The organism is Aminobacter sp. P4_D5 (genome assembly GCF_056401815.1).
In genome coordinates this window covers 43,349-63,757 of record NZ_JBFUIP010000011.1, presented here as the reverse complement: position 1 = coordinate 63,757, position 20,409 = coordinate 43,349, and the positions used below count along the sequence as shown (strand labels likewise).

Genomic DNA, 20,409 nt, shown 5'->3' with positions numbered 1-20,409 from the left:
GCTCCGGCCTCAGGGGCGCTTCTGGAAGTCGATTATGAGGACGCGGTGCGATGAAGGACCACCATCTGTCTCGCCGCGATGAACGTGGCCAAAGCCGATGCTAATGTCAGGTTGGACACGATAGCTGCTRAAAAACCTTCAACATCAGAATGGCTAGTTCCCACCCATAGACGCTGTAGACCTTGGCACATCTGCTTCCAACGCGGGAAAATGATTTTCCGCGGCTCATCTGGGGCTGGAAGCAGAACGGCGGCTTCGGCTCCGAACCTTCAAGAGCGGACATCCAGGTCGGTGCGAGCAGCGGACTGACCTGACCCATTGCTGTCGTTGCGGGGAGGACTCCACTCCGCGACTCGTGTTCCCGCCCCGGCTGCCCTGTCAGACGCCTGGGATTTATGCCCACTCCGCTCCCCACTCCTGGACCATATGATCGGGGCTGACTTGTTTGAACGCCCGTATCGGAACCTGATAGTCGACCGCGCGGATCGGGCTCTTCAATTCGTCACTGACCAGCCGCCTTTTGTCGACACGCTGGCTTAGATCCGGGATTGGCACCGCCGAAAGCAACCGCCTCGTGTACGGGTGTTGAGGGTTGCCGAAGACACTGGCGCGTGAGCCGATCTCGACGATCTCGCCAAGATACATCACCGCCACACGGTGGCTGATCCGTTCGACCACGGCCATGTCATGCGAAATAAACAGGAATGCCAGCTTCAGCCTTTCCTGCAAGTCCAGCATTAGATTGACCACCTGCGCCTTGATCGAAACATCGAGCGCGGAAACCGCCTCGTCGGCAACAATGAGTTCGGGACCAAGCGACAGGGCGCGCGCTATACAGATGCGCTGGCGCTGTCCGCCGGAGAACTCATGTGGAAAGCGGTCATAGACATCTCCGTTCAGGCCGACGCTCTTCAAAAGTTCGCCGACGCGTTCGCGCGCGCGCTTCGGCGTTTCCGTGGCGTGCGCTATCATCGGCTCGGCAATGCTCTCACCAATGCGCATACGCGGATTGAGGCTGGCATAGGGATCCTGGAAGATCATCTGCATACGCTTGCGCATGTCGCGGAACGAGGACTTTTCAGTCTTCAGAATGTCTTCACCAGCAAGCTGGATCGATCCACTTGTCGGCTCGGTCAGCCGGACGATCGAGCGGCCCGTCGTCGATTTGCCGCAACCGGACTCGCCAACGAGGGCAAGCGTTTCGCCGGGTTGAATGCTGAACGAGACATTCTCGACCGCGTGCACGCGGCCAGTCAGGCCACGCAGGACGCCTTTGCGAATATCGAAATATTTGGTGAGGTTCTTCACCTCCAGGATCGGCCGCGCCACGTCGACCGTATCGGCGCCGGCCACCGGTTCAGCAGCGATGCCCGTCTCTTGGTCGACGACGGGAAAGCGCAGCGGACGGGTCTTGCCGGTCATGGAGCCAAGCTTGGGTACGGCCGACAAAAGCGAGCGCGTATATACATGCTGTGGATTTGCGAAAATGTCGCCGGTGTCGCCGCGTTCGACGACATCGCCGCGCAGCATGACAATGGTGCGGTCGGCAATTTCGGCGACCACCCCCATGTCGTGCGTGATGAAGAGGACGGCCATGCCCTCCTCTTGCTGCAGATCCTGGATGAGTTCGAGGATCTGKGCCTGGATGGTSACGTCTAGCGCGGTGGTCGGCTCGTCAGCGATCAGTAGTTTGGGCTTGCAGGCAAGCGCCATGGCGATCATCACGCGCTGGCGCATGCCGCCGGAGAGCCGGTGCGGATAATCGTTGAAGCGCGACTTCGCCGACGGGATACGGACACGTTCAAGAAGCCGGATGACTTCAGCTTCGGCCTCGACACGATTCATGTTGCGGTGGCAGATCAAGGCTTCGGCGATCTGGAATCCGATGGTCAAGCTCGGATTGAGACTGGTCATAGGCTCCTGGAAGATCATGGCAATCTCATTGCCACGCACACTGCGCATGTCCTTTTCAGGCAGATCCAGTAGCGACCGCCCCGCCAGCTTGATGCTGCCCTCCACCTTGCTATTTCCGCCCGGAAGAAGCCGCATGATCGACAGCGCCGTCATGCTCTTGCCGGAACCGGATTCGCCGACAATGGCCACCGTCGTCTTTGGCGCGACATCGAAGGAGATGTCGCGAATGACAGGCGTCCATATCCCGTCATTGTGGAAGGACGTGCGCAGCTTAGTGACGGACAGGATGGGYGTGGTCATTGGACGGTCTTTCACCGGAGGCTCAGAACAACACACTGGCAAGGAAGCGAAGGCAGATCAGTAGGAGGAAAATGCCGAAGGCAATCTCAAGCTTCGACTTGGACCATGAATGCGCAAGCTTCACGCCGATCGGAGCCGTGAGCACCGAGGTCGGAATGAAGAGGACAAGTCCAAGCAGCGACACGAACCCTATCGCGAGCGGAAACTGCAGGGCAGTCACGTCTGGGAATTCAGCCGCGCGCGGCCAACCTGCATACATGTAGCCAATCGTTCCGGGAATTGAGATCAAGATGCCGAGCCCCGACGAGGTCGCCACGGCTTGGTGGATCGGGCGGCCATAAAACGTCATGAACAGGTTGGATAACTGTCCCCCACCAATACCCATCAGCGAAGACAGGACGCCAATGACGAGCCCGTAGATGCGCATGATCCAGCCTGCTGGAACATCGTCAGCGATGCGCCATTTGTCGTTGCCGAACAAAAGGCGAATAGCAGAGACGCCTGCAACCACGACAAAGACGATCTTGAAAAGATCGGCAGGCGCATAGCGGGCAATGAGGCTGCCCAGAACGACGCCGATGACGACCGGAACCGCCCATTTCCTGATGATCGTCATGTCGACGGCTCCCCTGGCCTTGTGTGCGTAGAAGGAACGCAGGGAGGTCGGGATAATGATGGCGAGCGAGGTGCCGATGCACAGCGGCATGCGCACTTCTTCCGGCACGTCCATGAAGCGGAATAGTTCATAAAGAACAGGAACGGCGACAGCGCCGCCACCGACGCCAAACAGGCCGGCAAGCAACCCGGTCACTGCGCCGGCAGCCAGCAGTCCGACCACCAGCCAGGACAACTCAAAAAGTGGAATGCCAAACATGTTTCTGCTTTCAATTGGAGGCCGCCCGATCTGGGTGTTCGGGCGGCTTGGCCTTTAGCGTCCGATTGCGTAGGCCTGCATGAGGCGCGGCGTGGCGGCGGCGCGCAGGATGCCGTCTGGTTCGCGCTCGGCGGCGGTTAGACGGCCGACCGACCACTGAGGAACGACCTCGACATCATGGCCGCGCGCCTTGAGCGCGCCGATCGTTTCCTGACCGAAACTCTCCTCGACGACCAGGCGGCCCGGTATCGCCTCGCGTGGATAGAAGGAGGATGGGAAATGCATGGTGTGGAACAGTGGCAGGTCGATGCCTTCCTGCAGGTTCAGGCCGTGATGCACGCGTCGCAGGAACAGCGCCAGCTGCCACTGGTCCTGTTGGTCACCGCCCGGCGTTCCGAACACCATACGCGGCTTGCCTTCGTAAAGCGCCAGCGAGGGCGTCAACGTGGTGCGCGGGCGCTTGCGCGGCGCCATGCTGGTCGGCAGACCCGGCTCCAGCCAGAACATCTGCGCACGCGTGTTCAGTGCAAAACCGAGTTCGGGGACCACTGGGGACGATTGCAGCCAACCGCCGGAAGGCGTTGCCGAAATCATGTTGCCCCATTTGTCGATGACATCGATATGAACGGTGTCGCCCCGCTTTTCGGTGCGCAGATGTGCCATGGTGGGTTCGCCCGCGCCGGGCGCAACATCGCCGCTGGCACCAGCATAACGAACCTGCGACATCGCCATCTTGAGTTGGGCTTCGTAACCCGGCACCGTGCCGGGTCGCAGCTCCATCGACGCCCCGCTTCCGATCAGCGCCCGCCGTTCAGCGGCATAGGCGTCGGACAGAAGCGTTTTCATCGGCACATCGACGAAATCCGGATCGCCGTAATAGACCTCGCGATCGGCGAAAGCGAGTTTCATGGCTTCCGTAACAGTGTGGATGAACTCCGCGCCGTCGGGCTTCATGGCGGCGATGTCGAGTTCTTTCAGCAGCGACAGCGTCTGCAAGAACACCGGCCCCTGGCCCCACGGTCCGGTCTTGGCGACAGTCCAGCCATGGTAGTCGTAGGTCAGTGGGGTTTCGTAGGTAGCGCTCCATCGGGCCATATCGTCGCCGGTCAAGAGGCCTTTGTGGCGGCGTCCGCTGGTGTCCATCGCCTCGGTCTCGCGGCAGAAGCGATCGATCGCCTCCGCAACGAAACCGCGATAGAAGGCGTCGCGYGCCTTCTCGATCGTTGCCTCGCGATTTCCGCCTGCTGCTTCCGCCTCGTCGACGATGCGCTGATAAGTGTCGGCAAGGACAGGATTGCAAAACAGCTTCTTTGCCTCGGGGGCGTTGCCTCCCGGCAGCCAGGTCGCAGACGACGTGGGCCATTCCTTGGCGAAGAATTCGGCATTGTCCTTGATGGTATTGGCAACGCGCGGCAGAAGCGGATGGCCGTAGCGGGCGTAGTGGATTGCTGGCTCCATGATTTCGCGCAGCGTCATCGAGCCATGATCGCGCAGAAGAACCATCCAGGCATCAAACGCACCGGGCACGACTGCGGCGAGGAGGCCCGAGCCGGGCACCAGTTCGAGGCCAAGCGTCTTGTATGCTTCGATGGTCGCGGATTGCGGCGTAACGCCCTGCCCACACAGCACTTCGGTCTTTCCCGTGCGTGTCGAGTGCAGGATGATCGGCACTTCGCCGGAAGGGCCGACCAGATGCGGCTCCACCACCTGCAGCACGAACCCGGCGGCTGCTGCAGCGTCGAAGGCATTGCCGCCGCGTTCCAGCATGGCCATGCCGGCGGCCGAAGCGAGCCAGTGCGTAGACGTCACAACGCCAAAAGTGCCGAGGATTTCCGGTCGGGTCGTAAACATGCTTGTCGTTCCTGCTGTCTGTCGATGTTTTTAGTATTCGCGCGGATCGATTGCGTCGCGCAGGCCGTCGCCAAGAAGGTTGAAGCCCAGAACGGAGAGAMAGATCGCCGCCCCAGGCCATAGCGACATCCAGGGCGCCTGCGAGATGAAATTCTTGGCCGTGTTCAGCATCGAACCCCAGGAAGGGTTTGGCGGCTGTTGGCCGAGGCCCAGGAAGGAGAGGCTTGCCTCCGCGATGATGGCGGCGGCAATCGTCAGCGTCGCCTGCACGATGATCGGAGGGATCGAGTTGGGAAGGATGTAGCGCAGAATGATGCGCGGGTGCCGCAGGCCGATGACCTGTGCCGCCTCGACATATTCCTCCGCCTTCACCGATAGAACCTGGCCTCTCGTCAAGCGCGCGAAAATAGGTGCTGCCGACAGGCCGATGGCGATCATCGCGTTGGTCAGGCTGGCGCCCAGAAACGCCGCCAGCGAAATGGCGAGGATCAGGAAGGGAATGGCCAGCATCGCGTCGATCAGGCGCGAAATGATGTTGTCGATCCAGCCTCCGAAATATCCGGCCAAAAGCCCAAACGGCACGCCGACGATGACGGCAATTACCACCGACACGCCGCCGGCCATCAGGGACGCCCGCGCGCCAAAAATCATGCGCGAGAAGATATCGCGGCCCAGCTCATCCGTCCCCAGCCAGAACTGGGCGGAAGGCGGCTTGCGTATCGTTGTGAAGCTCGTCTGAAACGGATCGTAAGGTGCAATCAGCGGCGCAAAGACCGCAAGCAGGACGAACAGGCCGACAATAATGGCTCCCGCGACTGCCGCCTTGTTCCGGGTGAACTTCGACAATTGACGGCTGAAGGGGCTTTTTTGAACTGAGGCGACGGCGCTCATGCTGCATCCCTCAAGCGCGGGTTGACGACGATGTAGAGGAGGTCGGCGATAAGGTTCATCAAGATGAAACCGACAGCGGTGCAGAGCACCACTCCTTGTACAACCGCGTAGTCGCGGGTGAAGACGGCATCGACGATCAGCTTGCCGAAGCCTGGAATGGTGAAGATCTGTTCTGTCAGCACCGCACCTGCGAGAAGTTCGCCAAACAGCAGCGTCGACAGCGTGATGATCGGAACCAGCGCGTTCTTCAGCGCATGCCGTAGGATCACCGTCTTCTCGTTAAGCCCCTTGGCTCGCGCGGTTCTCACGTAATCGGACCGCAAAACGCCGAGCATGGCGGACCGGGTATGGCGCATCAACACCCCGGCAAGCCCTGTTCCCAGAACAAAGGCAGGCATCAGCATTGTGCGCAGGTTTTGGCCGAGATCTTCGAAAGGCGAGGTGTAGCCGGATGCCGGAAGCAATTGCCATTGAACCGACACCAGCAGAATAAGCATGAGGCCGAGCCAGAAATTGGGGATCGATAGGCCTGAAAGCGCCACGACGTTGATCGCATAGTCGGTGGCGGTGCCTTTGCGTATCGCAGAAATGATGCCGGCCGGAACGCCGATCAAAAACGCGACGATCATGGCAAAAGCGGCCAACTGGATGGTGACGGGCAACTTCTGGGCGATCAGGCTGAGAACGGGCTGCTCTGTGCGCAGCGAGATTCCAAGATCGCCCTGCATGATCTGCCCGAGCCACGCGACATACTGAACCGGGATCGGATCGTTGAGGCGATACTTCTCCTGCAGGTACGCGATCGTTTGCGGGTCACGATCCTCACCGACCATGGTGAGGATGGGATCGCCGGGCAGAAGTTTCTGCATGCCGAAAACCAGCATGGAGACGAGCAGCAGCGTAGGCAGGACGACGATGCATCGTCTGAAAACGATCTCGATCATGGGAAAAGCACTTTGAAGCGGGAGCGGGAAAACAAGGGAGCGGCCGCTGGACTGGCCGCTCCATGCCGACGAACGTTAACCTTCGGTCGAAACGCCTTTGAGGCGGATCATGCCGTCGGGATAGGCGGTGAAGCCCTTGATGTTGGCACGCAGCGCGAACGGACACGGCTGATAGTAGAGATAGACGATCGGCAACTCGTCCTGGGTGATCTCCTGGACCTGGTCATATAGCGCCTTGCGCTTGGCCGTATCGGTCAGGCTACGCGCCTCCTCGAGCAGCGCATCGACTTTCTCGCTGCAGAAATGAGCATCGTTGAGATTGCCCTTGCAGCTGACGAAGCCGTGGATGTTGCCATCCGGATCGGCACGACCCGACCAGCCGCTCTGGCCGGCTTCGAAGTCACCTTCCTTCAGCGCCGACTGCAGCGCGGCGAACTCTGTCGGGCGCAGCGAGATGTCGAAACCGGCTTCTGCCGACATGGCCTGGATCAGCTCGTAGACCTGCTGCGAGGCGGTGCTATTGCCGAAGGCGATTTCCAGCTTCACGCGCTCATGACCGGCTTCGGCCAGCAGAGCCTTGGCCTTGGCGACGTCGCGCTGGCGGCTTTCGAACTTCTTGTCATAGGCAAAGCTTGTCGGCGGAAACGGCTGATAGGCAGGCTGGAAGATGCCCTGTCCGACAACTTCGTTGATGACGCTGCGGTCGATCGACAGTTCGAACGCCTGACGGATGCGCTTGTCGTATCCGATCGGGAACGTGTCCTTGTCGCCCTTCTTCATGTTGAAGGTCAAAGCCTGGTAGCCGGTTCCGGTGACCGGATAGAACGCCAGATTGGAATCGCCCTTCACGGTCTCGACATCCGAAGGAGCGATGCGCTCGATGAGATCAAGATCGCCCGCCCGAAGGTTCGCCAGGCGCACCGTGGAATCCGAAATCGGGATGAAGGTAAGCTTGTCATAGTTGAAATTGGCCGCATCCCAATAGTCGGCGAACTTCTCCAGCACGATGCGATCATTCTGGATACGCTGGACGAACTTGTAAGGGCCGGAGCAAACCGGGTTCTGGCCAAAATCGGCGGTTTCGAAGGCCTTGGGCGACAGGATCATGCCGGCGCGGTCCGAGAGCTGCGACAACAGCGACGCGTCCGGCTTGACGAGGTGGATCACTAGGGTTGTGGCATCAACAACTTCAACGGTATCGATCGAGGCAACTTCGCTTTTGCGAAGCGAATCAGGCAGCGTCTTGGCCCGCTCGAGATTGGCCTTGACCGCGGTGGCGTCGATTGTCGTGCCGTCATGGAATTTGCCATTGTCGCGCAGCTTGACGGTAAGTGCCTTGCCGTCAGCCGACCATGTCCATTCCTTGGCCAGTTGCGGCCGTATCTCCAGCTTCTCGTTGATGTCGAAAAGCTTGTCACACAGCGAGGTGAATAGAATGCGTCCGACGAAGGTCCTGGCGCGGTGTGGATCGAGGATATCGGCATCGTCCTGCAGGCCGATGCGCAAGTCGGCGGCAAAAGCCGACGAGGCGGAAACCATGACGGTCGCGGCCAACAGCAGTTTCTTTAGGCAATTCATTTCATTCCCTCCGTGAATTAACTTTCCAAGTCCGCACCCCGTCGGACATGTCTTTGTCTGCAGCCGGTTTTGCCCGCCTACATTTTTTCGATCAGCGCCGCGCGCAGCGACATAAGATGCTCGCGCATCGCGGCCTCCGCCTCGGCGGGATGGAACCGGCGAATTGCTTCGATCAGGGCTTCGTGTTGTTGAATCGACAGCGTGGTGCGCCCAGCCGAGCGTGTACGCTCACGAAAATGGCGCCATGCATCGTTCTGCCTGATCTGATCGATCATGCCCATGAAAAGGATGAAAAGCTGGTTGCCTGCGGCTTCGGCGATCTTGCGGTGAAACGCTCCGTCCCAAAGCTCCCAGGAATCCGTGTCGTTGGACTCCCCCGCCTTTGTCGCCAATCGTTCAAGCTGCTGGATCAGCGCTGGCGTCGCCTTTGTGGCTGCGAGGCGCGCCAGAACCGGCTCGATTTCAATGCGCACTTCCATAACTTCGAGCGGATTGGTGAATTCGGCGAGGTTGTTGACGCGCAGCGTGCTCGAAACCTGTTGAGAGCCGCCAAAGGTTCCCTTGCCCTGCCGGCGCCAGATGAGGCCCTCGTCTTCCAAAATGTCCAGCGCGCTGCGCAGAGCGCGCCTCCCGACGCCGATTTCCTCCGCCAGTTCCCGCTCGGGCGGCAACCGCAGTTCACCATCGGACGGAACTGCGCCCAATAGAACGCGCAACCGCTTGACGGCGTATCCAGAGCTTGCGGCAGTTTTGGCACGAGGCGGCATGGAAGCCTCTAATTTGTAATCATTATGACGAAAGGTTCACATTAGCTTTCGGACCGTATTGAAAGTTTCGACATTCCGCAATCGGCTGCGCGGCTGACTTATAGCAAGTTTCCCCACAAATACGACGCGGTGTTCGATAAACCGATACACTCAACCAACAAGCGCTGAGAACCATTATGTCAATTGGTTCGCAGTTGGAAATTCGAATGAACCAGTCTGGCTTCAAAGTGCGCCAGCCGTGGCTCCTCCTGCTTGTTGGATGTTCCTCCCAAGCCGGGCCTGGGTGTTCTTTGATCTAACGGAGCGGATGACTGACAGCGAGATAGCGAAGATCGAGAGGAACCAGCGAGGCGCTTCTTTGGGGTGTTCGTTGTCAACGTCCGCTTGCTGGCAAACGTCCAATGCCCGCCCGCAGCGCGAACCGCGACCTCCAGAAGGGGCGCCAACAATGTCATCTGCTTTCAGGCAGTGGCAACAGTCAGCTCAACGACCGGGATCAGGCGGCGGGTTCAACCGATCGTGGCAACACCTTTAATCTGAGAGGATGAGGAGGTGTCGCATGGTGACGTCACGGGTCTGGTTTACGTCAGCGCAGAAGGCCGAGCTTTGGGAACGATGGAAGCAAGGTCAGAGCATTTCGTCGATCTCGCGGTCACTGGACCGCCGGAACAAGGGCGGTGTTCAGCGGATCGTATCCTTGCACGGCGGCATTGCTCCGGCAGCAAGGCGTAGAGCGGCTTCGGCGCTTGAGCTGGCGGAGCGCGAAGAATCTCTCGGGGGATTGCGGCAGGTCTTGCTATCCGCGCTATTGCACGCAGTCTGGGGCGATCCCCATCAACGATATGTCGCGAGATCGCGCGCAATGGCGGTGCAAAAACGTATCGCGCAACTCGGGCAGACAAGCAAGCTTGGGAGCGAGCGCTTCGTCCGAAGCAGTGTCGTCTGGCGTGCTCTGGACGGCTAAGGTGGCGAGTGGCGCAAAAGCTGGCGCTGCAGTGGTCGCCGGAGCAGATTGCAGGCTGGCTGAGGCGAGAGTACCCGGGCGATCCCATCATGCGGATATCTCATGAAGCGATCTATCGCAGCCTGTTCATCCAGTCGCGAGGGGTGCTCAAGAAGGAACTGACGGCGCATCTGCGCACCAGACGGCAGATGCGCCTCGCCAAGGGCGCACAGAGCCAAACGGGGCAAGGACAAATCCTCGATATGGTCTCCATCCGCGAGCGCCCCGCCGAGGCGGAGGATCGTGCCATACCAGGCCATTGGGAGGGTGATCTGCTCGCCGGTGCGAACGACACCAACATCGCCACCCTCGTCGAGCGACACAGCCGGTTCACGATGCTTGTGAAGTTGACCAGAAGGGACTCGGCCACCGTCGTGGCGGCTCTCGCCCAAAAGATGGGCACATTGCCCGAAGAGTTACGACGCTCGTTGACTTGGGACCAGGGCAAGGAGATGGCTCTTCACAGGAGCTTTACCGTTGCAACCGACCTACAGGTCTACTTCTGCGATCCGCGCAGTCCCTGGCAACGCGGCAGCAACGAAAACACCAACGGCCTGCTCAGGCAGTACTTCCCCAGGGCAACCAACTTCTCCCAAGTCTCGCAGGACCAGCTCGACGCCATCGCTCTGCGTCTCAATCAGCGCCCCCGAAAAACCCTGGACTTCGAAACGCCGGCCGATAGGCTACGGAAGGTGTTGCGATGACCGGTTGAACCCACCGGCGCAAAGCGGTCATTGCCTTGGAGCGATTGTTTGCCAGCAACTCGCGTGGTGCTGAGGCCGAACAAAATCTCGCTTAGGCGAGTCTGGTCGAGACCTCTCCCACCATACTCCTTTCGGGACCAAACGTCGCCCCAGCCAGACTAAAGCCACACCTACGGTAGAGTGCCGCAGCCGGTTCGTTTTCAGCATTCACGGACAACACAAGCTTCGAATGGTCGGGCGGTTCTCAGCTACCCATTGGGCGGCCTTCCGGACAGTTGCGGCGCAAGGCCTCATGGCAACCTCCTGGCCGTGCGTCTGTCGCTATCGCCAAATCTTGTCAGTTCCTGCCTGTATTTCTCCYATAGCCATTGCTTTTGACACTGCTAGCGAGACGTTGTTTGCGCCGAGCTTTTCACGGACATGGCGGAGATGGGCTTGAACCGTGAATGTTGACACATTCAGTATGATCGCTGTTTCTACAGCGGTCTTGCCCTGGGCATTCCACTGGAGAACCTCGGCTTCTCGTTGCCCCAAGGTCGGGCCGCGTTCGGGTTCAAGTCGTCCTTCAAGCTGACAAATTGTCTGAAAAGCTTTCAAGCATAGGATTTCAACAAGGGGCCGCTCGGATGGCGACAATTCTATGCGCTCCCCGGCAGCACTCACCGCCACCGGTCCGTGATACGGGATGTGAATAGGGACGCAAAGCCCGTCTTTCATTGCGAAATCCCGCGCCTCGTCCATAACCAGCTTTGCGCGTGGCGACATGAACTCGGGCAGCAAATCGCTCCAGAGGAACGGGAAAGCTCGATGCCTGCATCGAGCGACACAAGGGTCATGTTGAAAATGCCCCTCTTCGAGATAGCGACGGTGCCACTCCTGACGCCAGCCATCGCAGACGATCGCACTCTGCCAATGTTGGTCCTGACGAACCGGGAGACCCGTGATCAGCACGTCGCTGAAGCCGTAGCGGGCAAGCTGGCCTTGGAGGGCTTTCAGGACGTCGGCTGTCGTCTTCACCTCCACAATGCCAGAGGCGGCCTGCCCAAGTTGGAGGATTAGTCTTTCGTCTTTGATCAGCATCGTAGGCCTCCCAACAGCTGGACAGCATTCAGCAAGCAATCCTAATTTAAGAAGAAAGATTCGCAATATAACGAAGATATTATTGAAAACGCCATCTCAGCAAAGTAACCTATTATCGCACGGTGCAGTCAATAGCCATTTCTTGTCTTAGCGCTTTCTTTCAAAGCAACTTAGCAAGTATCATTTTTTTGCTTCGGAGGCGTTGGCTTCGGATCCACTCTGAGGGTCCACGGCAGGATTTCCAAGGTATCCAGCGTTGCATTTCACCCGCGCCAGACCTCACCTCTGATCTCCGATGCGACGGCGACTGTGATCAGGCGTGCATGTGAGAATGCCCCGTGGGCGTAAGTAGACTATCGAACCGCGCTGACTGTGATCGGTAGCGTTCACGAGTCAGGCCTTTGATCGCGGCGCTGACTATGCCGCTGGCCGGTATGGTGATGCGCGGGCAGGCTCCAGAACAAAACTGCGACTTTGAGGCTCTTTGCACGCCCCTGGGCCGCGAGGCTGACGGCGGGCCCGAGAACTATTTCCGCGAAGGGTGGCGTCCGTCAGGACGACCTGAAACGAAGAAAATGAGGTGGCCCAGCCATTGCGTTCAATGTAGCAACATTACTACATTAACGACGGAGGTGAAGAATGCCCATCACCACTTTATCGAGCCGCGATCTCAACCAAGATGTTGGGCGAGCAAAAAAAGCGGCTCTGAATGGCCCGGTGTTCATCACGGACCGAGGCAAACCCGCCCATGTACTTCTTAGCATTGAAGAATATCAGAGACTGATCGGAAAGCGCCGCAATCTCGTTGAAGTCCTGTCCATGCCAGGTCTCTCTGATACGGATTTCGATCCACCCAGCGCCACCATTGAAAGCCGCGAGGTCGATCTTTCCTGATGTTTCTCCTCGATACGAACATTATTTCCGAGTTGCGCAAGGCCGGCGATGGCAAAGCGGACCGAATGTCGTCGCATGGCTATCCCGAAGTGACGCGACAAACTTCTTCATTCCGCAATCTCGCTCATGGAACTCGAGATCGGGGTGCAACACATGGAACGGCGCGAAGCGGAACAAGGGATGCGCTTGCGGACCTGGATGGATACGCACGTCATTCCTGAATTTGCGGATCGTACCCTGCCAGTCGATGCGACAGTCGCGCTGCGCTGCGCGCGATTACATGTTCCAGATCCGCGCGCCGAGCGCGACGCGTTGATCGGCGCAACAGCACTAGTTCATGGAATGACGATGGTCACACGAAATTCTCGCGGATTTTTCTGCGCTCAAGGTGGAGCTCGTGAACCCTTGGGAAGCTTGATCCCGACAACGAACGCCGGTTCTTCGGCCGGATTTACTGCGTCATGCCGGAATCGGCTGAGTGTTGATTGCTGTCGCGGGCCTTTCGCAGATACCGTTTTTTGGCTCAAGCAAGACACCGTCTGATCGCACATTCGCGAGGCTTCCAAATTGGCCAAGTCGATATCAGGCCCCGTCATTCCATTCTTTGGGCGCTGATCAGCCCGATCAGGGCGTCGAGCATGACATACATCGACACGCGCTCGCTCGGTATGAAGCCAGCATTCTTCTTCTGGCGATAGGCGTTGATGGGGATGTTGACGTCTGCCATTTTGGCGATCGGCGATGCTGTCGGGGTCAGGGCAATAATCCTCGCCCCGGCGTTGCGGGCGATCTCGAGGTTCGGCATCATGTGCGTGGTCACCCCTGAGAAGGACAAAGCCATGACCGTATCCTCTTGCCTCAGAGCCATCGCCGAAAACATCTGAAGTGCCGGGTCGGAGTAAGCGACACTGGCAATACCGAGATGGGCCAGCCTGTGCTGCGCCTCTCCTGCAAGAAATCCTGAGCCGCCGTGGCCGTAAAGCTCCACGCGCCGAGACTTCAGCAGGATGTCGACCGCCTTCGACACCGCGGCGCTGTCGATATCGCGAGCGAGGTCGTTGATCGAAGCGATGGCGCGATTGCAGTTATCGAGGATGCTTGCCGCGACCGGATCATCGGTGGCCCCCAGCAGGGCCTGGTCATCCTGCCTGATCAACGCCACGGCCTGCGCGAACTTGAGGCGGAAGTCTGAATAGCCGTCAAACCCCAGACGCCGGCACAAGCGGATGATGGAAGGTTCGCTGACGCCGGAAAAGCGTGCGGCGTCTGCCAGGGACCAGCCAATTGTGGCCTGCGGATTGCCGAGAATTGTCTCGGCGGCACGCCGTTCGGCCGGCGTCATCTCGTTGAGAGATGCTCTGATGTGGGCCAGCATGGCGGTCCCCCTGTTTTCGACGCCTAAGATCGCCTGCTGCACTTAGCGCTCTGGCTCAAGAAACTGAAGCCCACCCACTCAGGACTGCCGAATTCCGTACATCGTAGCCCGGTGTCGTGACAACCAACTTGCCCACACCCTCCAGGCTACGCAGTGGATCGACCATGAGCTTGTCATCCCCCTTAAACCAGCACAACACCTGCCCGCCCGACGCGGCGACAAGCTGCAGGCCAGCTGCGATATCCCATGGATGGCAGCCCTCATCATAGTTGATGGCGGCGCGCCCAATGGCGACATATGCTAGTTGCAAGGCAGCCGAGCCGAGCCGGCGCACGGCACGGAAATTCAACACGAGATCACCGAAGCGCTCAAGTTCCGCCGGGCTCGGCCGACTGCCCTCGCGTGGCAGATTGGTCAACAGTTCAGCTTCCCTGTCGCTCCTGGCACGTACCGCAGGTTTTACGGCATCGCCATTGAGCAGCAGCTGGCCCGAGTGGGTCGTGAACATTTCGTCCTGCATGGGGTCATAGACCACACCGGCGATTGGCCGACCGTCAGCAGCAAAAGCCGCGATCGACACGCAAAAGAAAGGCAGTCCAGAAGCAAAATTGCTGGTGCCGTCGATGGGGTCCACATACCAGATCACCCTGCCCTCGCCCTGCCAGCCGCTTTCCTCGCCAAGGATGCGMGAGTCCGGCACACGATCGCGGATCACACGCCAGATCAACTGCTCGGACTGCCTGTCGACGATAGTGACGATATCGGAATAGCCGTGCTTCTGCTCGATGCCCAGGACCGCTCCCTGCGCCGCCTCAAGGAACGACGTGCGAATGAGCGCTCCGGCCTCCCGGGCGGCGACTTCCGCGACCTGGGCTAAGAATGCGTCCGTTAATGGCGTCATTTCACGCACTCGTCTTTGCGGCCAGCGGCCAGGGTACTGACGAGCCAAGGTCGATCTGCAGCCCCGAACCAACGGGGTGCACGCCGTGCATATGGTGGCGGTAATCGACTACGGTGCAAGCCTGACCATCGATGGCAACCTGATACTCGGTGTAAGCGCCTTGATAGACGACGCGCTGGACCACCGCCGAAACTGGGCCATCCCCGGAGATCAGCATCTGTTCGGGGCGGACGACATAGTCGACCAGATCGCCCACGTTCAGTTTCAGGCCGTTGCTCGGAAGCTGCACGCGACCGCCGCCAATGCCGACCACGATGTGATCGGCAGCAACAAGTTGCGCACGCACCTTGATGATGTTGGCCTTACCCATGAAATCGGCAACGAAAGCCGTACTCGGACGGGCGTAGATGTTGTTGGGCGCATCATCCTGCTCGATGACACCATTGCGCATCACCACCACCCGGTCCGAAATGGCCATGGCTTCATTCTGATCGTGGGTCACATAAAGGCTGGTAATGCCCAAACGCTGTTGGAGCATGCGCAGTTCATCACGCATGCGCTCGCGCAACTGCGCATCGAGGTTAGAGAGCGGCTCGTCAAACAACAGCACGCGCGGCTCGACCACCACGGTGCGGGCGAGCGCCACGCGCTGCTGCTGGCCACCGGAAAGTTGGGATGGTTGCCTATCTGCAAGCTGGGACAGGTCCATTACCTCCAGAATTTCAGCGACCTTGCGCTCCACCTCGGCAGACGACAGTGCAAGCACCTTGAGTCCGAACGCCACGTTCTCGCGTACCGACATATGCGGAAACAGCGCATAGGACTGGAACACCATGCCGATGCCGCGCTTGTTGACCGGAGTGGTGGTGATGTCGCGATCGTCGATCAGGATCTGACCGGTGGTGGGAATTTCAAACCCGGCCAGCATGCGCAGGGTTGTGGTTTTGCCGCAGCCGGACGGTCCCAGCAACGTGACGAGGCTGCCGTCTTCGACAACGAGATCGAGATCCTTGACCGCATGAGCATCCGGCCGCCCATTGCGTCCCGGATAGACCTTGTTGATGCCTTTGAGTGTGACGCGGGACATGGCGGGTTACCTTTGATTGTGGCTGCGCCCGAGGAGCAGCTGCATGACCGCCAATACGGTCAGAACGATTGCAATGAGAATGACGCTGTAGGCGGCGGCGAGGCCCATCCTGAGCGTTTCCACCTGGTTCAGGATGGTCACGGTGATGAGCGTCCAATTGGCCGACACGAGGAAGACGATCGCGCTCAGCGTCGTCAGCGAACGAGTGAACGCATAAGACATCGCTGCAAAAAGCGCTGGCTTGAGCAGCGGCAGCGTCACCCGCGTGAAAACACGCGCGTTCGAGGCACCGAGCACCGAAGCGGCCTCCTCGATCGCCGGGTCAACCTGGCGGATCTGGTTGGTGCCTGCTTCAATGCCAACCTGGAGTGTTTTCACCACCATGGCCGCCACAATGATAAAGGCAGTACCTGTCAGCAGCAGCGGCGCGGTATTGAACATCGAGACATAGCCGATACCAATGATGGTACCCGGCGCGGCGAACGCTAGCAGCGTGCCGAAGCGAAGAATGAAGCTGCCGGGAAAATTGCGGCGCGACAACAGATAGGCGATCAACACTCCGACAATAGTGACGATCGGCGTGGCAAAAGCGGCAAGCGTCAGAGAATTCCAAAGCGGCTGTAGCCCGGTCGCCAAAATCTTTTCATAGTGCTCCCAGGTCAGCGTCCAATCGATGCCGGGGATTTTGGTAAAGCTCACCCAAACAATGGTGCTGTAGAGCAAGATGATAACGCCGACGAGCGAGTAGCACACCAGCGCCAGCGGCAAGACGATGGCTGGATGGACGATGCGAATAGTCTGGGTGGCGGGCTTGCCGGTGACGGTCACATAGCTGCGCTTGCTGACCCAATAGCGATGGACCATGAAGGCCAACAGCGACGGCACCAGCAGGACACTAGCCAGCAGTGCACCCGCCTGAAGGTTGAAATAGCCGATCAGCTGGGAATAGGCCTCGACTGCCAAGGTGTTGAAGTTGCCGCCAATGACTAGTGGGTTGCCGAAATCCTCTATCGACTTCACAAACACCAGCAGCATTGAGCTGAGGATCGCCGGCATCGCCAGCGGCAATGTGATACGGCGAAAGATGGTCCATTGCGATGCGCGCAACATGGCGGCAGCGTCTTCCAGCGCACTGTCCATCGCCTGCAGCATGCCGCGGATGTTGAGATAGGCGATCGGCGTGAACGCCAGTGCCTGGATAAAGACGAGGCTATGAAAGCCGTAAATGTTGCTATTGCGAATGCCAAGCAGCTCTCGCGTAACAAGCCCCGAACGGCCAAACAGCAGGATCATTGCCAGCGCAATGACGAATGGCGGCGAGATCACTGGCAGCAGCGCGATCAGATGCACCGCGCGCTTGCCCCACATATTCGTGCGCGTCATCGCGAAGGCGAGGACAAACCCGACCAGCGTGGCCACCACGGCCGAGGTCGCCCCCAGCATCAGCGTATTGCCGAAGGCCCTGAGGACGAGAGGCGATGTCAGACGGTCGACAATTGTGCCGAACACGTCGCCCTCGCCGCCCGATAGCGCCAGGCTCAGAACGCTCAAGATGGGGAGGATGCCGAAAATCAGCACCGTGATCGTCAGAAGGACGAAGATGCCGAACAACCAGGGATCGGCCAGTATTTTTTTGACACCCGCGGAAAGCGGTTGCCGCGTGACGGCCTCAGCCATGCCAGCCTCTCAGCAATTGGGAAAGAGGTGGGAAGGCGCCTTGAACGCCTTCCCATACTGCGGAGAGCTGCCTACTTCGCGGCCGAGGCGTCGCGCACGTCGGCTTCGTAGCGCTCCAAGAGGCGAGCACGATTTKCGCCGGCCCACTTGGAGTCGTAGTCGATCAGCTTGATGTCCGTGGTCTTGATCTTAAGATCCGGGTTCACAAAGCCTGGGATCACCGATTCACRATGGGTCGCGCCGAGCGCCTTCTGGCCGGCATCGGTGAGGACCCAGTCGAGGAATTTCTTGGCCGCGTCGCGCTGAGCTTGCGGAGCGTTGGCGATCACGGCGACCGAGTTCAACTCATAACCGGTGCCTTCCTTGGGGAACGACACTTCGATCGGAAAACCCTGCTTGAGCGCCGCCTCAAGTCCGTGGGTAAAGGACTGTGAGATTGCTACTTCGCCCGACGCGACCATTTGGGTGAGCGAGCCTGCGGAACGCGAGTATTGCAAGACGTTTGGATCGGTCGCCTTGAGGATTTCAAAGGCTTTGTCCTCCCCGTAGATCTGTACCATGGTGGCCAGAACCACCGAGGCCGTGCCGGAGGAAGCCGGATGGGTCAGAACGACTGCCCCCTTGAAGACCGGATTGGCGAAGTCTTCCCAACTGGTGGGCGGTTCGCCACCGAGTTCGGCCAGATATTTGGGATTGTAAAAGAACGCGATCGGCGAGATTGCCATTGGCGTCCAACTATTATCTTCACTGCGGAACTTGGCATCGACCTTGTCGATATTGGCTGCAGTGTGAGCCTCGAGCAAGCCTTCGCTGGCGGCTTGGATGAAGAGGTCAGCAGTCCCCGCGAGCCACAGACCAGCTTGCGGGTTCGCAGCTTCAGCCCTTACGCGCGCCAGCACTTCACCGGCGCCCATGCGGACAAAGTTCGCTGAGATTCCGGAGTCGGCCTCAAATGCCTTGAGCACCGATGCACAATCGTCTTCAGACATTGGGCAATAAGCGGTCAAATCCTGCGAATAGGAAGCTGTCGTCGATAGCGCCAGAGCGACGCCTAGCGACAGAAAGATTGTACGAACTTTGGTCATGTTTCCCCCTCACCAACCCCCAACCAACGGGAGTCCGATACGATATGCATTTAAACTACAGACAGTCAATATCTTTGGAGTTTTACTACAAACCAGCGCTACCGCTGCCCCGGTGGCAGCGCTCCAGCCTCAACCGAACTAGGCCTTCCCGCGCAACAACATCAAATAGGACCATAGCCGGTCATGCACGCGGCCGGACCGGTGACGTCGCCGACGGCAAAGATGCTTGCAGCACCAGTGCGCATCTGCGCATCGCTTCGATGAAGCCTTTGCTGTCGAGTGTGACGCCGACCATAGCCAGTGGCAGCGCCTCCGCGGAAGACCGCCTGCCGGCCGATTGCAGGATCAGGTCGTAGCGCCTCACACCGGCGCCCTCGCCTCTCGTCGTGACGACTAGTGCATCGGTCAACGAGGCGCTCAGCCACTTCTTTGATCGCCGCGACGTGAAGCAACGCCTTGGAGGGGATTCAGCCGACATTGCGGCACATACCGCCAACCGCGGCGGCGTCGCAACAAGGCAGAAGCTCTGCCAAGGTTCAATACGCTCGCAAGTTATTGCAGAATCTGGTTTGCTATCTTATGTGTAGACAATACGACCCACGTGGTTTGAAAGCGCATTCTAGGGGCCTCCAGGACGTTGACGGACCAAGAAACAAACACCGAATTGGCCGATACAATCGAGTTGGACGGCAACGGTCCGATTTACAGGCAGATCGAACGGGCCGTGCGGGCCGAAATCATGAGCGGCCGGTGGCCCGCCGGCCACCGCATTCCTTCCGAGCATACGCTGCTTGAAAAGTTCTCGACGACCAGGGCAACCGTCAGCAAGGCGCTGTCCAAGCTCACCGAAGCAGGGCTTTTGGAACGCAGGCGCAAGCAGGGAACGCGCGTTGCGCAAACCACTGAATCACATGCGGTGATCGGCTATCTCGACATCCGGCAAGACATCGAAGCCAAGGGCAGGACCTATGCCTACCGGGTCGTCGGCTCGTCCCTTATCACTGCCGGCGCAGACACGCCCTTCTGGCCTGAGGTGGAGGCAGGCACGCCATTGCTGCGCCTTCATGCCGTGCATAGCGGCTTCGGCAAGCCGGAAGTGCTGGAGGAACGACTCATCAATTTGCAGGCGGCCCCGGACGCAGTGCATGCGGATTTCGAGGCCGAGACGCCAAACATCTGGCTACTCGCCAGGCTTCCCTGCACGCGGCTCCGTCACACCATCCGCGCCGAGATCGCAACTGCAGGACAGGCTGCGCAATTGGGTGTCGCGGCAAACGCGCCGCTGCTGGTGTCACTTCGGCAAACATGGGCTGACGCCATGCCGGTCACCTGGGTAAAATTGATCTACCCTGCCGACCGCAACGAGTTTGTGGGCGAGTTCAACCCTCTTCAACCGTGAGCACAGCAGACCAAATGGACGGCGCGTCGGTGGACTTCAAAGAGCTGGCTCGCAGAAACCGCGAGGCAATCTTCAATCAGGTTGG

15 protein-coding genes and 2 pseudogenes are annotated in these 20,409 nt (G+C 59.3%); 4 read left to right on the top strand and 13 right to left on the bottom strand.

Features of this window, described 5'->3' with window-relative positions:
* Window positions 1-393: 393 nt before the first annotated feature.
* The 7 genes from AC1DWF_RS04795 to AC1DWF_RS04765 all read right to left on the bottom strand — a co-directional run bounded on the left by AC1DWF_RS04795 (window position 394) and on the right by AC1DWF_RS04765 (window position 9,119).
* Window positions 394-2,214: an ABC transporter ATP-binding protein gene (locus AC1DWF_RS04795; protein WP_476789305.1), complete on the bottom strand. Its 1,821-nt coding sequence runs from the start codon at window positions 2,212-2,214 to the stop codon at window positions 394-396.
* A gap of 22 nt (window positions 2,215-2,236) precedes the next feature.
* Window positions 2,237-3,088, bottom strand: a complete 852-nt coding sequence (locus AC1DWF_RS04790) for a sulfite exporter TauE/SafE family protein (protein ID WP_476789304.1) — start codon at window positions 3,086-3,088, stop codon at window positions 2,237-2,239.
* 54 nt (window positions 3,089-3,142) lie between these two features.
* The gene (locus tag AC1DWF_RS04785; protein WP_476786225.1) at window positions 3,143-4,939 is read right to left on the bottom strand and encodes a gamma-glutamyltransferase family protein; all 1,797 of its coding nucleotides are present in this window, start codon (window positions 4,937-4,939) and stop codon (window positions 3,143-3,145) included.
* Window positions 4,940-4,969: 30 nt separating this feature from the next.
* Window positions 4,970-5,830 carry an ABC transporter permease gene (locus AC1DWF_RS04780; RefSeq protein WP_476841483.1) on the bottom strand — a complete coding sequence of 287 codons (861 nt, stop codon included), beginning with the start codon at window positions 5,828-5,830 and terminating at the stop codon, window positions 4,970-4,972.
* Window positions 5,827-6,774: an ABC transporter permease gene (locus tag AC1DWF_RS04775; protein ID WP_476789303.1), complete on the bottom strand. Its 948-nt coding sequence runs from the start codon at window positions 6,772-6,774 to the stop codon at window positions 5,827-5,829. Before AC1DWF_RS04775 ends, AC1DWF_RS04780 begins: the two co-directional genes overlap by 4 nt.
* A gap of 75 nt (window positions 6,775-6,849) precedes the next feature.
* Window positions 6,850-8,352, bottom strand: coding sequence for an ABC transporter substrate-binding protein (locus AC1DWF_RS04770; protein WP_476841482.1), 1,503 nt, complete (start codon window positions 8,350-8,352; stop codon window positions 6,850-6,852).
* Window positions 8,353-8,429: 77 nt separating this feature from the next.
* Window positions 8,430-9,119, bottom strand: a complete 690-nt coding sequence (locus AC1DWF_RS04765) for a FadR/GntR family transcriptional regulator (protein ID WP_476786138.1) — start codon at window positions 9,117-9,119, stop codon at window positions 8,430-8,432.
* Between the two features lie 559 nt (window positions 9,120-9,678).
* Between AC1DWF_RS04765 and AC1DWF_RS04760 the strand changes: the two are divergent.
* A pseudogene (locus AC1DWF_RS04760) lies at window positions 9,679-10,834 on the top strand (IS30 family transposase).
* 313 nt (window positions 10,835-11,147) lie between these two features.
* Here AC1DWF_RS04760 and AC1DWF_RS04755 read toward each other — a convergent pair.
* Window positions 11,148-11,906, bottom strand: a complete 759-nt coding sequence (locus AC1DWF_RS04755; protein ID WP_476841481.1) for a LuxR family transcriptional regulator — start codon at window positions 11,904-11,906, stop codon at window positions 11,148-11,150.
* 639 nt (window positions 11,907-12,545) lie between these two features.
* On the opposite strand from AC1DWF_RS04755, the gene AC1DWF_RS04750 reads away from it, so the two are divergent.
* Together AC1DWF_RS04750 and AC1DWF_RS04745 are read left to right on the top strand one after the other, a co-directional pair.
* A complete protein-coding gene (locus tag AC1DWF_RS04750) occupies window positions 12,546-12,800 on the top strand; it encodes a type II toxin-antitoxin system Phd/YefM family antitoxin (protein ID WP_476789300.1) in 255 nt (84 codons plus the stop codon).
* A pseudogene (locus AC1DWF_RS04745) lies at window positions 12,797-13,218 on the top strand (PIN domain-containing protein). The gene AC1DWF_RS04750 and the pseudogene AC1DWF_RS04745 overlap by 4 nt, the downstream one beginning before the upstream one ends.
* Window positions 13,219-13,392: 174 nt before the next feature.
* Here AC1DWF_RS04745 and AC1DWF_RS04740 read toward each other — a convergent pair.
* The 5 genes from AC1DWF_RS04740 to AC1DWF_RS04720 form a co-directional block, all read right to left on the bottom strand.
* Window positions 13,393-14,175 (bottom strand): MurR/RpiR family transcriptional regulator, encoded by a 783-nt coding sequence (locus AC1DWF_RS04740; protein WP_476789299.1) that lies wholly within the window; start codon window positions 14,173-14,175, stop codon window positions 13,393-13,395.
* A 55-nt stretch (window positions 14,176-14,230) separates the two neighbouring features.
* Window positions 14,231-15,076, bottom strand: coding sequence for an inositol monophosphatase family protein (locus AC1DWF_RS04735; RefSeq protein ID WP_476787205.1), 846 nt, complete (start codon window positions 15,074-15,076; stop codon window positions 14,231-14,233).
* Between the two features lies 1 nt (window position 15,077).
* On the bottom strand, window positions 15,078-16,163 hold the full coding sequence (locus tag AC1DWF_RS04730; RefSeq protein ID WP_476804342.1) for an ABC transporter ATP-binding protein: 1,086 nt from the start codon (window positions 16,161-16,163) through the stop codon (window positions 15,078-15,080).
* 6 nt (window positions 16,164-16,169) lie between these two features.
* A complete protein-coding gene (locus tag AC1DWF_RS04725; RefSeq protein ID WP_476789297.1) occupies window positions 16,170-17,840 on the bottom strand; it encodes an ABC transporter permease in 1,671 nt (556 codons plus the stop codon).
* A gap of 71 nt (window positions 17,841-17,911) precedes the next feature.
* Complete coding sequence (locus tag AC1DWF_RS04720; RefSeq protein ID WP_476841480.1) at window positions 17,912-18,829, bottom strand: ABC transporter substrate-binding protein; 918 nt, start codon at window positions 18,827-18,829, stop codon at window positions 17,912-17,914.
* A 760-nt stretch (window positions 18,830-19,589) separates the two neighbouring features.
* Between AC1DWF_RS04720 and AC1DWF_RS04715 the strand changes: the two genes are divergently transcribed.
* A complete protein-coding gene (locus AC1DWF_RS04715) occupies window positions 19,590-20,324 on the top strand; it encodes a UTRA domain-containing protein (protein WP_476786409.1) in 735 nt (244 codons plus the stop codon).
* Window positions 20,325-20,409: the final 85 nt, after the last annotated feature.